Raw genomic sequence first — 16,168 nt, 5'->3', positions numbered from 1 at the left:
TACAAGAAAAAATAAAAATTGTTACACAAAAACAATCAATACATCTAAAAACAATATATAAAAACACATTTTTTTACATAAAAAACGAATAAAAAACACAAAAACACTGATATTTTAAACACAAAACACTAATTTTTCATATGTTTTTTATTTTTTCTTAAAAAACATTAAGAATAACATCACTATCCTCAACGTTTACTTGTTAATTGTCTACAATAAAAAAACAACAAACAACACTTCTTTCATTACATATTTTGCTTTTTTAGGTCATTAATAATTAGTTCTATATCTAGAGATAAGAATAACTTAGTTAGTTATTTGCTATACCTCTATAGAAATATGTACAGTAATTGGTTATAATATAGAAACGACAAATACTAAGAGATTGTTTTACGATCTCAAAAAATTTTCATAAAAATTTTCAAAAGAAATTCCTCTGGGGTTCAGAATCACTAAGAAAAACTACCCTCAAACACCAATTTCGCAGGCCCTTCTAAATAAATATTTTCAAATATTCCGTTGCCGAGATGTGTAAAACGGATATTAAGATCACCGCCCATTGCTTTGATTGGCGTATTGATGTTACCCACTTGGTTATGATGTAAAGCCATCGCTAGCGCTACAGCTGTCACACCTGTCCCACATGCTAATGTCTCGTCTTCCACTCCTCTTTCATAAGTACGCACGGCATAACCCTTGTCTCTTGCTTCAACAAAGTTCACATTGATTCCCGCCTGGCGGTAGGTATCATTATATCGAATGGCGCGTCCAGCATGAAAAACATCTAGGCCTGTTAATTTGTCAACAAGTTGCACATAGTGAGGAGAGCCTGTATTTAACACATAATGCTCATCATATGTTTCAATATCACGTACATCGATCATCTTCAAACTTACCCAGTCGGCCATATCACTAATTGAGGCTTCATGCTCACCATCTACTGCCAAAAAAGCTGTTTTATTTTCTATAATTCCCAAATGTTTAGCAAAGGAAACGATACAACGCCCACCGTTTCCGCACATACTGCCTAAATTTCCATCTGCATTATAGTACAACATTTCAAAATCATAACCCTCCTTTTCCTGCAATAGCATCAAACCGTCTGCACCGATACCAAAACGTCTGTCACATAAGCGAGCTACCAAGGCGGTGTCATCCGCATCAAATTGTTGCTTGCGGTTATCTATTAAAACAAAATCGTTTCCAGCGCCTTGGTATTTGAAAAATTTCATCGATTATTCTTTTATTGGCAAACTTAGACAAAAAGCTCGTTTAATACAATAAAGGGCCTGTCTGCTGTCTGTAAAACTTCTAGCGAAACATACTGTTATATGAAGGAGTTGAATAAAATTATTCTCTTTACCCATGCTAACATTTGACAACAAAGGAATTTACTGTGCACGGGCGGACCTTTATATAGATCCCTGGCTTCCCGTAAATAAGGCCATCATTACACATGCCCATGCAGATCATGCGCATAAAGGGAATAAGCACTACCTTTGCCACACAGATACGGCGCCCTTATTAAAACTCAGACTAGGAAACGATATTAGCATCGAAACACTAAACTATGGCGAACAAATTACGATCAATGGCATTAGCATTTCCCTACACCCCGCTGGTCACATTATAGGATCTTCACAGGTAAGGCTATCTTATAAAGATGAAGTGTGGGTGGTATCTGGTGACTATAAACTTCAAGACGATGGACTATCGACGGCTTTTGAGCCCTTAAAATGCCAGCATTTCATCACAGAATCTACTTTTGGCTTGCCCATATATCATTTTCCAAAACCTGCTATTGTTAAGCAAGAATTACATGAATGGATACAAAAAAACAACGAACAAGCGGTTAATTCACTTTTAGTCGGTTACTCTCTAGGAAAAGCACAAAGAATTATAGAAATGGCCTCAGCGCTCGACATGCCCATTTATGCCCACGGAGCCATTGTGAATATACAACAACAGCTAATTAACGCCGGACACAAACTTTATCCCGTTCAGTATGCCTCTTTTGATTTGATAAAAACACTAAAACCGCCTTATCTCCTAGTATTGCCCCCCAGCGCGATAGGTAGCCCTTGGCTTAAAAAATTTAATCCCTATGAAATTGCATTCTTTAGCGGCTGGATGCAATTACGAGGCGCAAGACGGCGAAGAAATGTAGCACGCGGCTTTGTATTATCTGATCACGCCGACTGGAATCAGTTAAATTCGGCGGTTTTAAGCACCAATGCCGAAAACATCTATGTAACACATGGTTATAAATCAATTTTTGCTAAATGGTTACGTGAAGAGCATAAATTGAATGCCGTGGAGGTCGAAACACTTTATGAAGACGATTTATTAATGCGGGAGGATACAGATGCAGCTCTTTAACAAACTTTTCCAAGCAATTGATCAAACGACTTCTACAAATGCAAAAGTGAACGCTTTAGTAGATTATTTTCATGAAGCATCTACAGGAGACATTTTATGGAGCATTTACCTATTAATGGGTAAATCAAGTGGCCGCGTAATCAAAACGGCTCTTCTACGTCAGGCCGCCTATAAACTTTCTGCACTTCCCACTTGGCTTTTCGAAGAATCCTACCACATTGTAGGTGATTTGGCCGAAACAATTGCTTTATGTCTTCCACCACCCCAACATACCAAGCTATATACATTAAGTCAAACGATGACATTTTTGGCCTCATTTTCAGCCTTGCCTGATGATGAAAAGGAGCAGACCATTATCAATCGTTGGATGGAGATACCGGCATCTGAACGATTTCTCTTTAACAAGCTAATTACCGGGAATTTCCGGGTAGGGGTATCAAAGCAGCTGGTCATCAAAGCGCTTGCTATTAAATATAATAAAACGGCAAATGAACTAGCTCATCGCCTTATGGGAAACTGGCACCCGCATCAAACTAATCTTGAAAAATTGATATTGGAGGATATATTGAGCGAAAAAAGCTTCGAACCCTATCCCTTTTTTCTAGCTTATCAACTAGAAGGTGCGCCTGAAGGTTTAGGGGATATAAATGAATGGTATGTTGAACGAAAATTTGATGGTATCAGAGGGCAAATAATCGTTCGCAACGAAGAAATATTTATATGGAGCAGAGGTGAAGATTTACTCACTGATAAATTTCCGGAATTTCATCCTCTAAAACATTCGCTGCCCCATGGCACTGTACTGGATGGCGAAATACTCCCTTTTAAAGAGGATGAAATACTACCTTTTGCTGTTATGCAAACCCGCATCGGTCGTAAATTATTAAGTAAAAAAATCCTAGCATCTGCACCTCTTGTAATGATCTGTTATGATTTGCTAGAGTATAAAGGTACTGATATTCGAGATCGTCCGTTATCAGAAAGAAGAAAATTGTTAAAACAACTTGTAGATGGTTTGGTAGTGAATACTTCTCTTATGCTCTCTGCACCTGTACCTTGCTCTTCGTGGGATGAGGTACGAAAGGCGCGTGAAGAAGCAAGAGCTTATAAATGCGAGGGAGTCATGCTCAAGCGCAAGAATAGCATTTACGAAACCGGTAGAAGACGGGGTAGCTGGTGGAAATGGAAAGTTGATCCGTTTACTATTGACGGTGTGCTTGTATATGGTCAAAGGGGGCATGGCAGGCGGGCAAATTTATATACGGATTATACCTTTGCCGTTTGGGATAACAACGAATTAGTGCCATTTGCCAAAGCTTACTCAGGTTTAACTGATAAAGAAATATTAGAAGTAGACAACTGGATTAAAAAGAATACAATTGATAAATTTGGTCCAGTCAGAACAGTAACGCCAACTTTAGTGTTTGAATTGGCTTTTGAAGGTATTAGTGCCTCGCCACGACATAAATCAGGAATAGCTTTACGCTTTCCACGCATTTTAAGATGGAGAAGGGATAAGATTGCCGATCAAGCGAATACGAAACAGGACCTATTGAAAATGTTAGACAGCAAAGGTGATAAATAATTGACAACAATGAACGTGCATGAACTATTAGCTCACAACTAGTAACTGACAACTCATAACTAAAATCAATGTTAGCCCCCAAATGGTTTAAATCAAAAAACTGGAAACCGCATACGTTTCAGCAAGAAACATGGAAAGCAATTTTAGCAGGAGAATCCGGCTTATTGAATGCCCCTACCGGCTACGGTAAAACATATGCTATTTGGTTTGGTGTATTAGAACGCTTATTAGCCTTTAGAAATGCCAACAAAAAAGTTCCACGTGGCACTTTTTGTTTGTGGTTAACGCCTCTCCGCTCGCTATCCCAGGAAATGGTGCTGGCCTTAAACCGTGTTAACGAAGATCTTAAATTAAACCTAGATATCGCCTTACGCACAGGGGATACTAGCACAAAAGAAAGACAAAGACAGGTTACTGAGCACCCGGATATACTCATAACCACCCCAGAAAGTGTACACCTCATGTTGGCGCAAAAAGGATATGCCAATCGTTTACAACAGGTACAATTTGTTATTGTTGACGAATGGCATGAGCTTTTGGGAAGCAAGCGTGGTGTGCTTACCGAATTAGCGTTATCGCGACTAAAAACGCTTAACGCAAGCATTCAAATATGGGGCGTATCGGCCACCATCGGAAATCTAAATGAAGCGGCAGACATTCTTTTGGGCACTAAAAATAATGGTCGGATTATTAAGGCAAATCTTAAAAAAAAGACGGAAATTACAACGGTTTTACCCGATCATCTTGAGAAATTTCCTTGGGCAGGTCATCTTGGCATCCATCTAGCAAGCAAAGTCCTAGAAGTAGTAAATCGTAGTGGAACAACGCTTATTTTTACAAACACCCGCTCGCAGGCAGAAATATGGTATCAGGAACTATTAAAATTACAGCCTGATCTAGCAGGTCTTTTAGCCTTGCATCATGGATCGTTAAGTGAAGAAATAAGACAATGGGTGGAACAAGCTTTACACCTGGCTAAGCTTAAGGCTGTTGTGTGCACAAGTAGTCTCGATTTGGGAGTAGATTTCAGGCCTGTTGACACCGTTATTCAGATTGGTTCTGCAAAAGGTATAGCGCGATTTTTACAGCGAGCAGGCAGGAGCGGCCATCAACCTGGGGCAACAAGCAGCATTTGGTTTGTGCCTACGCATTCGCTGGAAATTATCGAGGGCGCGGCATTACGGTATGCAGAAAAAAATCAACTCATGGAAAACCGCATTCCCTACATCCGCTCCTTTGATGTGCTAGTTCAATACTTAGTAACACTAGCAGTATCTGATGGTTTTACTGCAGCAGAAATTTATAAAGAAGTAAAAAAAACACATTGTTTTTCGTCCATAACGCAAGAGGAATTCAACCAATGCCTTCTGCTAATAACGCAAGGAGGGAAAACGCTAGATGCTTACGACGAATTCCATAAAGTAGTTGTTGAAAATGATGTCTATAAGGTGGTAAGCAGAAAAGTGGCAATGCGGCATCGCTTGAGCATAGGAGCCATTGTTAGCGATACGATGATGAGTATTAAATTTCCTAGCGGAAAATATATTGGCAGTATAGAAGAATGGTTTATCTCTCGTTTAAATACGGGAGATACTTTTTGGTTTGCGGGTAGAAACCTTGAATTGTTGCGTGTTAAAGACTTACAGGCTATCGTTAAACTTTCCAATCGCAAAAAAGGACTTGTTCCATCTTGGATGGGCGGCCGACTACCCTTGTCTACTCATTTGTCGGTTGCTATTAGGCATATGCTCGACCAATGGGTAGACACATCCGACAGGAAAGAACCTGAATTGATTTTTTTGAAACCACTTTTTGAAGAACAGGAAAGAAGAAGCATTCTTCCGAATAGCAGCAGATTTCTTATCGAAAAAACGCAAACCAAAGAAGGTTTTCATTTATTTTTCTATCCCTTCGAAGGTAAATTTGTGCATGAAGGGATGGCTGCCTTAATAGCACATCGGCTTAGCAAAGACCGGTCGTATTCTTTTTCAATTGCCATGAATGACTATGGCTTCGAGCTCTTAAGCGATCAAGAGGTTGAAATAGAAAAAGCAATAAACGAGGGTCTGCTCTCTGTAAAACACCTGGGCGAAGACATTCAGCAAAGCGTGAACATGACGGAGATGGCACGCAAACGCTTTAGAGACATCGCAGGTATCGCTGGTTTAGTCTTTCAAGGGTTCCCTGGAAAAAAAGTAAAAACAAAACACCTGCAGGCCAATTCGGGCTTATTTTTTAAAGTTTTTGAGGAATATGAACATGATAATCTCTTATTAAGAGAAGCCTATGATGAAGTTTTTGATTTTCAATTGGATTTTAACCGTCTTTTTGAAGCGCTTAACCGTATTGCGAACCAAGAGATTTTAATAAAGTACCCCACCAACCTTACGCCCTTTGCTTTTCCTATCTTTGCAGAATCTTTTAGAGAACGCTTTAGCAACGAATCCTTAGAAGATCGCTTGAATAAGATTATTGCACAGTTAATATGAAAAATGAGCCTTTCCCCTTTCAGTTAGGGAATCAACCTGTTTATTTATTACCTGAAAAAGGTGTTTTTTTCCCTGAAAAGCACACCCTGGTTATTGCAGATGTACATCTTGGTAAAACGGAACATTTTAGGAAAGCAGGAATTTTCATACCATCAAATGCGGGGACGTTAGAAGATTATGAAAGATTAACGCGCCTTATTAACAAATATCAACCTGTGCGGATTATATTTTTGGGAGATCTTTTTCATAGCACGATAAATAGCTCTTGGCAATATTTTCTCCACTTTGCCCAACAGCACGCTACGATTCAACTAATTTTGATAAAGGGCAACCATGACGTATTACCTTCGAAGCTGTACTCAGATGCGAATCTTATTGTTCATCCGACGCACTTGGAGGAGAATGGCGTTATCTTTTCACATGGCCCTTTAACGAACATACCTCCCGACAAAATTAATGTAGCCGGACACATACATCCAGGGACTACTTTGATAGGTTCAGCGAAACAGAAATTGACATTACCCTGTTTTCATTATGAACATCCCCTATTATTACTCCCTGCTTTTGGAAGCTTAACAGGCGTCTATAGAATTCCAAAGAACCGTGCAAAGCAGTTTGTCGTAGCAAGTCAGAAGATAGTTGAAGTATAATATACTCTTGTCTTTATGTAAGTATTTTTCTTTTTTCTCAAACAAATATTAACTTTAATGTATTAATAGTTGTAAAATTTGTTGTATTTGAACTAAAAAAAACCTTATGAAATCTAAAATTTATGCACTTTTAACAATTTTCATGCTAGCATTCACCTTTAGCACTCCTATAGCTGCTATAGCAAGCACTGAAAAAAACTCGAAAAAAATTGAGCTTTCTGAAGAGGAGGTAGCAAAACGCATCGGTGAAATGCGCAAACGGGTTGAGGAAATCAAGGCAATTGATAAATCAACGCTAACGAAAATAGAAAGAAAGGCTCTTCGCAAAGAATTAAGGGAAATGAATAAAAAAGCCCGTGCGATGGGAAGCGGAGGCGTTTACCTCTCTGTTGGTGCTATCATTATTATTATCTTGGTATTGATTCTAATTCTTTAAACATTTATGCGTTGGAGTGCCTCCTTTGATACTCCAACGCACGTTTCTTCCCCTCCGGTTAGTAAACCAGACTGATTAACGTCGCGCTGGCTATTCAGCATTCATCGAGCATCGACTATGATTTTGAACATATCAATTTCGCGCTGCTTTGTCTTATCTTAAAAAAATCATTAAACTTGTATGCTATACGTAATAAATTAATATGAGATTTTCTCAACCTAGAACAACAGATAATTTAACGGCTCAACCGTCTAAGTATGATTTTAATAGTTGATGACAAACAAGAGAATCTAATTTCGTTACGGAAGTTTTTGGAATCTAATTATTTCGAAGTAGATGTTGCATCATCTGGTGAAGAAGCGTTGAAAAAAGTGTTAAAAAAAACATACGCACTGATCATATTAGATGTTCAGATGCCCGGAATGGATGGTTTTGAAGTAGCCGAGCTCATTTCCGGTTACAGTAAAACGTTAGATACACCCATTATCTTCTTATCCGCGGTAAACACAGAGAAAAAATTTATTACAAAGGGCTATGAAACCGGCGGAATTGATTATTTAACCAAACCTTTTGATCCTGATATCTTACTCCTTAAGGTAAAAACCTTCTACAAGCTCTTTGAACAGGCACAAGAAATGCAAGAAATGCAAGAAACGCTTAAAAAAGAAATCGAGCAGCGGAAAATTCTTGAAAATAAAAAGGATGAATTCATAAGTATTGCAAGCCACGAACTTAAAACTCCTTTAACGAGCGTTAGGGGCTATATACAATTACTCGAGCGATTGCCGGATATTAGGAATAATGAAAAGTATAAGAGTTACCTAGCAAAAACAAGCACACAATTAGATAAACTCCGTGATTTAATAGACGATTTATTGGATATCTCGAAAATAGAAAGCGGAAAGATGAAATTTAACCTTCAACCTATTTCAATAGAAAAATTGCTCGAAAATACCATTGAAAATGTTACACAGATGTATCCTACTCATCAATTTAAACAATTAGGAAAGTGCACTGCAACCATTCTGGGAGATGAAATGCGTTTGGAACAGGTTTTACTTAATTACCTCACTAATGCTATTAAATATGCCCCTAATTCAAAAGAAGTTCTCGTAGAATGCAAATTAACTGATGACAATAAAATACAAATCGGCGTTCGGGACTTCGGAATAGGAATTCCATCAGATAAACATGAAAGTATTTTTGATAAGTTTTACCGTGTAGAAGAATCTTCCTATAAATTTCAGGGTCTGGGTATGGGACTTTACATATGTAAGGAAATCATTGCAAGGCACGATGGTGAATATGGTGTGGAAAGTGAGCTGAATAAAGGTTCTTTATTTTATTTTAGGTTACCGCTAAAAAAAGCTAATGATGATACGGAGAAATCAATTTAACCTAATCCCTTTAAATTATAAACTCGCATTGCTTGCACTTGTACCTTTAATAGTGCTAATTTTCTTTTTTTATCTAATTGAAAAAGAAAAAACAGATCGTATAATTGGTACGGATAATTTCATAACGCGCATAAACCTAGCCCTTACAGCAGATGATCTTGTTGAACAAATACAGCAAGAACGGCGTTTAAGTCTAAGTAATCTTTTTAAAGGAAACGAAAATGGCGCATTGAGTGTACAACAATTAAAAACAGATGAAGCTATTCAAAAGTTTGATGCTTATATCGACAGTGGCCTGAACGCAGAATATACAAACTATACTTTTATCGATGAATTGCCTACTTGGCGTTCTAAAATAAACAATAGAGAAATGAGTTATGATGACGTTTTTAACAACTATCAAAAACTCACAGAAAGGCTTAGTAGTTTTACAGCAGTTTCAACAGATTATAATAGTTTAAATAAAGAAATAGGATCTCGTATAGCACTTCGTGAAATATTATCTAATACAATAAATTATTTAGCTACGCTTCGCCTAAATATATATTTTACCTTCGCTGACGACAAACTCGACACCATTAACTTTGCAAAATTTAACATGAGTTATGAGCTCTTACAATCATATCTCCGAGAACTGCAGAGCTTAGACAAACAATATAAGGAAAACAATTTCAACAAGTTAAAAGACAATCACGCGGTTGCTAATACGTTAGATTTCATAAAAGATGTATACGATACCCAAAAGCTTCCGCAAAAATTCAATGCTGAAGAATGGTGGAATGTTTCTGCTACAGCAATTGACTTTCTAAAAGCCCGTCTTTCAAGTACGATCAAAGACATAAGTACATCGGCAAATACCTCTTATGACAATGAGTTATACGATCGAAACTTTACCAGAGGTGTTCTTATCGCTGCTATCTTACTTGTGCTCGCACTGGTATATCTCGTAATTAAGAATATTGCCAATCATCTTTACGAGCTACAAGAAGCTGCCACAAAAATAGCGATGGGATATACAGATATCACTCTTCCAGCATTTGCCAAAGACGACTTAGGTGTCGTGGCCCGCTCTATCCGTCGTATAGATAAAAGCAATCAAGAAATCGCACGGGTAGCCAATGAAATAGGCAAAGAAAATTACGAGATACAAATTAATCCAAAAGGCACCCACGATGTATTAGGAACTGCTTTACTCAACATGAAAAATGCGCTGGAACGGCACTCACAAAAGGATAAACAGCAGATCTGGATTCAGACAGGAGAAAATACTATAAACAGTCTTCTTATTGGAAGAAGAGAACTCCAAGAGTTTAGTTTAGAGATATTAAAAACCCTGGTTGACTATTTAGAGGCAGCGATAGGTACTTATTACCTGAATGGAAGAGATAAATCCTTGGAATTATTAAGCAGCACCGGCGTAACAAATATTTCTCAACTCTCAAAAAGAATAAATTTTGGGGAAACAATGTTAGGAAAGGCCGCTGTGGAGGGAGAGGTGATTGTCTTAACCAACTTGCCTGATGATTACCTCAAAATCGGCACTAGCTTGGGAAACACGAAGCCATCATGGATTTTGATAATACCCCTTGTGCATGAAAATGAAATAGAAGGGGTAATTGAAATAGCATCTATTAATGATCTACCTGACGCAACGCTTACTTTTGCCAAGAGTATCTCAAAAAATATCGCCGCGGCAGTGCATGCAGTAAAGAGCAGAATTAGACTTAAGGAACTACTGGAAGAAACACAAGCACAAACAGAAGAACTGCAGGTTCAGCAAAGTGAATTAGAAAACCTCAATGTAGAGCTGGAAGCACAGGCGAATAAACTGCAAGCATCTGAGGAAGAACTGCGCGTACAACAAGAAGAACTATTGGAGGCAAATCAAGAGCTTGAGATAAGGTCGCAGGCATTAGAAGACAAAAATCAAGTGATCTTAGAACGCAATCTTGAAATCCAAAAGAAAGCGGAAGATCTAGCTATTAGTACCAAGTACAAATCAGAATTCTTGGCCAATATGTCACACGAATTGCGCACACCGCTTAATTCTATTCTTTTATTATCACGGCTGCTTAGTGAAAATAATGAAGGTAATCTGTTTGAAGATCAAATTGAGTATGCCAACGTCATACAAACATCTGGAAATGGATTGTTAACCCTGATAGATGAGATCTTGGATCTTTCTAGAATAGAGGCAGGTAAAATGACCTTGACATTTGATCAGGTCACTTTAGATGAGGTGCTAAATGATATACAATCGCTCTTTGGGCGAATGGCCAACGAAAAGGGGTTAAACTTAATTATAGAGAAAGATCCAGCATTGCCAAATTCTATTAATACAGATCATTTAAGACTTCAGCAAATTTTAAGAAACTTAGTTTCAAATGCACTTAAATTCACTTCAAAAGGGTCGGTAACTGTTTCCGTTCGTAAACATAAGAAAAAAGAGCATTACATTGATTTTGCTGTCCGCGACACCGGCATTGGTATACCCATCGAAAAACAGCAATTGGTTTTTGAAGCCTTTCAACAAGCTGACGGATCTACCAGACGCAAATTTGGCGGAACCGGTCTCGGGTTATCTATCAGTAAAGAACTCGCTAAACTCTTGGGTGGATCTCTTTATATCAACAGTGAGGTTACTAAAGGTAGTGAGTTCATTGTCACATTACCTGAAGAAGCGATATCAGAAATTGAAGAGTCAATAACAACGTCGGCCCCAAAAACAAATGATAAAAATCTTGAACATCCTAACATTAAAGAAAGAACCCCTTTTATCAGCTCCATTATTCCAAATGAGCTAGACGATGATAGGGAACACATAAAGGAGGGGGATAAATTATTACTGATCATTGAGGATGATACAAGTTTTGCCAGAGCGCTTGTGGACTTTTCCCATAAAAACAAGTACAAAGTTATCACTACAGTGCGGGGTGACGAGGGGATTAAATTAGCAGAAAAATATTTACCAAATGCTATATTATTGGACATCGAATTACCCATAAAAAATGGTTGGCAGGTAATGGATGAACTAAAAAACAATCCCGTAACCCGCCACATTCCTGTTCATATCATGTCATCCCATGAGGTCAAAAAAGAAAGTATTACAAAAGGAGCGATAGATTTTATACGAAAGCCAATGGCCTTTGAGGAGATCGGTGCAATATTTAAACGGGTCGAAAAAGCACTTTCTGTAGGCCCGAGAAGGGTATTGATCATTGAGGATAACTTAAAGCATGCACAGGCATTAGGACATTACTTGGAAAGTTTCGATGTAAAAACTGAAATCAGCAAGGATATCCAATCGGCCGTTGATAAATTGAAAAGCCAAGAGGCCGACTGCGTAATACTCGATATGGGAGTACCTGATGCTACTGCTTACAAAGCCTTAGAAACCATTAAAGCAGATGCCGGTATGGAAAATCTTCCTGTTATTATCTTTACAGGAAAAGATCTTTCACCCGCAGAAGAGATAAAGATAAAACAATACGCAGATTCTATCGTGGTAAAGACTGCTCATTCATATGAACGTATTATGGACGAAGTGGGCTTATTCTTACATATTGTAGAGGAATCGAAAGAGACAGATGTAAAAAAAGAAAGGACTAAGCTTAATACAAGTTTACATGAAGTTTTGAGAGGTAAGACTGTTCTGATAGCTGACGACGATATACGAAATATCTTTTCACTTACAAAAGCATTAGAACGCTACCAAATAAATGTAATTTCTGCTGATGATGGAAAAGAGGCCTTTAATCTTTTACAAAAAAATGCCGCCAAGGTAGACATCGTACTTATGGATATGATGATGCCTGAAATGGATGGTTATGAAACTACGCGACTAATCAGACAAGATAAAAGATTTAAAATACTCCCCATTCTCGCCGTAACGGCGAAGGCTATGATGGGTGATCGGGAGAAATGTATTGCAGCAGGGGCATCAGATTATATCTCCAAACCAGTGGATATTGATCAACTAATTTCTTTATTAAGAGTATGGCTCTACCAATAGACAGTAATCCGCATAAAATATTAATAATAGACGATGAGCCGCTAAACATTTTGGCCTTTTGTACAGTTTTATTGCTATAATGGCGCAAGCAATGAGCCATGATAAAGAAAAGTGTCTGGCCGTTGGAATAAACGATTAGGTTTCAAAGTCCATTGACATCGACATATTAACGAAGGTCATTAAAAAACATATAAAATAAAGAGATGTGGCAAGTACCTCCGATTCATGATAATGACCTGGAAATTTTAATTAACGACCTCCTTGAAATACATGGATATGATTTTAGAAACTATAGCAGAGCTTCTTTAAAACGACAGGTAAATCGCTTATATACGAAAGACAAATTTCCAAGTTTTGCAGAAATGCGTTATAGATTGAAATCAGATTTATATTATCTTAAACAGTTTATAGAAGGCATCACCGTAAATGTAACCGAGATGTTTAGGGATGCCGATTTTTATATGCACTTAAGAAATCATATTATTCCAACCCTAGGAACATATCCTTTTATTCGTATATGGGTGGCAGGTTGTTCTACTGGTGAAGAAGCCTATTCTGTTGCTATCTTATTAAAAGAGGCTAATCTGTTACATAAAACGTTAATTTATGCTACTGATTTAAATCCAGCAGTATTAGAGCAGGCGCGGAGTGGCCGTCTTTCGTTGAAAACCATGAAATTATATTCCGAGAACTATATTCAAGCTGGCGGAAAAGATGATTTTTCTTCTTATTATACAGCGAATTACCATCATGCAAAAATCAATAGAGAGCTTATCGCGCGCATAGTTTTTAGCCAGCATAACCTGGTGTCAGATAGTTCTTTTAATGAGTTCCAATTAATAACCTGTCGAAATGTGCTTATCTATTTCAACAGTAACTTACAGGCACGGGTTTTCAATTTGTTTGATAACAGCCTGGCACGCTTGGGATATTTAGCGCTAGGTACTAAAGAAACAATCCTGTTCTCCCCCCTAGTTACACGCTATAAACAACTAGAACCTAACACAAAAATCTGGCGAAAGCAACAAAGTGCAGCTGAAAACTAAACTTCTATCAAGTATATTATAAGGTTTTTTCAGTATGTTTGTGACGCCTTTAGAAGTCAAAAATTTAAACCGTAAAAAGGTCATAAAACTAAAACTAACCTTCTTTATAACGTTAGTTTAAATCATATGCTTACATGTTAAAACTTGAAGAGATTAAGAAACCTATAGCTGCAGAATTAGATATTTTTGAAAGAAGATTCAAAGAGTCAATGCGCAGTTCAGTTCCTTTGCTCGACAGAATAACGCATTATATAGTTAAAAGAAAAGGCAAACAAATGCGTCCCATGTTTGTTTTTTTTGCCGCAGGAACATGTGGTGGTATAAATGACTCCACACATAGAGGAGCCGCACTGGTAGAGCTTGTTCACACTGCAACGCTCGTTCATGATGATGTTGTAGATAATTCTTATCAGCGAAGGGGTTTCTTTTCTGTAAACGCTTTGTGGAAAAACAAAATAGCTGTTTTAGTGGGTGATTTCCTCTTAAGTAAAGGGCTTTCACTATCAGTAAAAAATCAGGATTTTGAGTTTCTTAGGATTTTAAATGAGGCAGTTACAGAAATGAGTGAAGGAGAACTACTCCAAATGGAGAAGGCCCGTCGTTTAGATATAAACGAAAGCGTCTATTTTGAAGTAATTCGTCAAAAAACAGCTTCTTTAATAGCATCGTGTTGTGCTTGTGGCGCCGCCTCCTCCAATGCATCTGAAGAAATCATCAAGAAAATGCATGCCTTCGGTGAAAAGGTAGGTATCGCTTTTCAAATTAAGGATGATCTTTTTGATTTTGGTTTTGACGATGTAGGAAAGCCGTTAGGTATAGATATTAAAGAAAAAAAGTTAACGTTACCTTTAATTTATGCCTTAAACAACACAAATAGAGAAAAGAAAAGATATATCATCAATTTGGTAAAGAATTACAACGAAGATCAAAAAAAGGTAGCGGAAGTTATTGATTTCGTACGTTCAAGTGGAGGACTTGACTATGCTAAAGAAAAAATGCTTGCCTACCAGACGGAAGCCTTTGAAATATTAAAAACATTTCCCGATAGCCAATATAAAATTGGGCTTGAACAATTAGTACGATTTACCACGGAGAGAAATAAGTAAACATGACGAACGAATTAATATTCTTTTTAGGTTTTTTGCTTTTTATCATTTTGATGCTAGCGATAGATTTAGGGCTCTTTAATAAGAAAGATCATGAGGTATCCTTTAAGGAGGCTTCCATCATGAGTACTGTATGGGTTTTATTTGCGCTTGGCTTTTATGTCCTATTAAGATTTTGGGGCGATAAGCTACACGATATACAAGATTTTGCACACCTCCAAGAAGTAACCCAAAAACACTTACATAACATAAAGCTGATTCCGAGTGATTTTGTTGCTAGTATCGAAATATATAAAAAGAACCTTGCACTAGAATATGTTACCGGATATGTCGTAGAATATGCACTTTCTGTCGATAATATATTTGTGATGGTTTTAATCTTTACATCCTTTGGTGTACCCTCGAAATTCTATCACCGCGTTCTGGTTTGGGGAATCATTGGAGCGATCTTGTTAAGATTTTTATTTATTTTTTTAGGCGCTTCCCTTATCAGTAGATTTGAATGGATATTGTACGTTTTTGGTGTCTTTTTGGTATATACAGGCATCATGATGTTTATTAACCGCAATGAGGAAGAAGAGATTGATCCGAAAAATCATAAAGTAGTACGTTTTGCGTCCAGGTACTTTTCTGTATATCCGGAATTTGTAGGAAACCATTTCTTTCTCAAAGAAAACGGAAAAAAATTCGTTACCCCTCTCTTTCTGGTATTGCTGGTAATTGAATTTACAGATCTGATTTTCGCGGTTGATTCCATCCCTGCCATTTTTGCTGTCACCAAAGACCCTTATATCGTTTTCTTTTCCAATATTTTTGCCATATTAGGCTTACGTTCAATGTTCTTCCTACTGGTAAATGTCATACATAAATTCCATTATTTAAAGGTTGGCTTGTCCTTCCTGCTGGTATTCATTGGAGCGAAAATGTTGGGGCATCACTGGCTCGAAGCCTGGGGTTTCACTACCGCACATTCACTTTATATCATTATAGGTATTTTAGCAGTAAGTGTTATCGCTTCATTAATGTTTCCTAAGAAGGTTGAAGGTGAATGAGAGCTAAATTAAGTAT

General features: G+C 37.6%; 11 protein-coding genes. 10 read left to right on the top strand and 1 reads right to left on the bottom strand.

Annotated elements, in window-relative coordinates; translation table 11 throughout:
* Window positions 1-452: 452 nt before the first annotated feature.
* Window positions 453-1,232, bottom strand: coding sequence for a diaminopimelate epimerase (gene dapF, locus BMY50_RS16290; protein WP_093326452.1), 780 nt, complete (start codon window positions 1,230-1,232; stop codon window positions 453-455).
* A gap of 133 nt (window positions 1,233-1,365) precedes the next feature.
* On the opposite strand from dapF, the gene BMY50_RS16285 reads away from it, so the two are divergent.
* The 10 genes from BMY50_RS16285 to BMY50_RS16240 all read left to right on the top strand — a co-directional run bounded on the left by BMY50_RS16285 (window position 1,366) and on the right by BMY50_RS16240 (window position 16,152).
* On the top strand, window positions 1,366-2,379 hold the full coding sequence (locus BMY50_RS16285; protein WP_093326451.1) for a ligase-associated DNA damage response exonuclease: 1,014 nt from the start codon (window positions 1,366-1,368) through the stop codon (window positions 2,377-2,379).
* On the top strand, window positions 2,366-3,964 hold the full coding sequence (locus BMY50_RS16280; protein WP_093326450.1) for an ATP-dependent DNA ligase: 1,599 nt from the start codon (window positions 2,366-2,368) through the stop codon (window positions 3,962-3,964). The genes BMY50_RS16285 and BMY50_RS16280 overlap by 14 nt, the downstream gene beginning before the upstream one ends.
* A 68-nt stretch (window positions 3,965-4,032) precedes the next feature.
* Window positions 4,033-6,453, top strand: a complete 2,421-nt coding sequence (locus BMY50_RS16275) for a ligase-associated DNA damage response DEXH box helicase (protein ID WP_093326449.1) — start codon at window positions 4,033-4,035, stop codon at window positions 6,451-6,453.
* A complete protein-coding gene (gene pdeM / locus BMY50_RS16270; RefSeq protein WP_093326448.1) occupies window positions 6,450-7,103 on the top strand; it encodes a ligase-associated DNA damage response endonuclease PdeM in 654 nt (217 codons plus the stop codon). The genes BMY50_RS16275 and pdeM overlap by 4 nt, the downstream gene beginning before the upstream one ends.
* A 106-nt stretch (window positions 7,104-7,209) precedes the next feature.
* The gene (locus tag BMY50_RS16265; protein WP_202907860.1) at window positions 7,210-7,539 is read left to right on the top strand and encodes a hypothetical protein; all 330 of its coding nucleotides are present in this window, start codon (window positions 7,210-7,212) and stop codon (window positions 7,537-7,539) included.
* 257 nt (window positions 7,540-7,796) lie between these two features.
* Complete coding sequence (locus BMY50_RS16260; RefSeq protein WP_093326447.1) at window positions 7,797-8,936, top strand: ATP-binding response regulator; 1,140 nt, start codon at window positions 7,797-7,799, stop codon at window positions 8,934-8,936.
* Entirely contained in the window at window positions 8,911-12,948 is a 4,038-nt protein-coding gene (locus BMY50_RS16255; protein ID WP_093326446.1) for a response regulator, read from the top strand. Before BMY50_RS16260 ends, BMY50_RS16255 begins: the two co-directional genes overlap by 26 nt.
* A 203-nt stretch (window positions 12,949-13,151) precedes the next feature.
* Window positions 13,152-13,994: a CheR family methyltransferase gene (locus BMY50_RS16250; protein WP_093326445.1), complete on the top strand. Its 843-nt coding sequence runs from the start codon at window positions 13,152-13,154 to the stop codon at window positions 13,992-13,994.
* Window positions 13,995-14,128: 134 nt separating this feature from the next.
* Complete coding sequence (locus BMY50_RS16245) at window positions 14,129-15,100, top strand: polyprenyl synthetase family protein (protein ID WP_093326444.1); 972 nt, start codon at window positions 14,129-14,131, stop codon at window positions 15,098-15,100.
* A gap of 2 nt (window positions 15,101-15,102) precedes the next feature.
* Window positions 15,103-16,152: a TerC family protein gene (locus BMY50_RS16240; protein WP_093326443.1), complete on the top strand. Its 1,050-nt coding sequence runs from the start codon at window positions 15,103-15,105 to the stop codon at window positions 16,150-16,152.
* The last annotated feature ends 16 nt before the right edge of the window (window positions 16,153-16,168 follow it).

The sequence above is a fragment of the Olivibacter domesticus genome, assembly GCF_900109575.1.
GTDB lineage: Bacteria > Bacteroidota > Bacteroidia > Sphingobacteriales > Sphingobacteriaceae > Olivibacter > Olivibacter domesticus.
The sequence above is the reverse complement of the archived record's forward strand: the minus strand, read 5'-3'. Positions and strand labels throughout refer to the sequence as shown.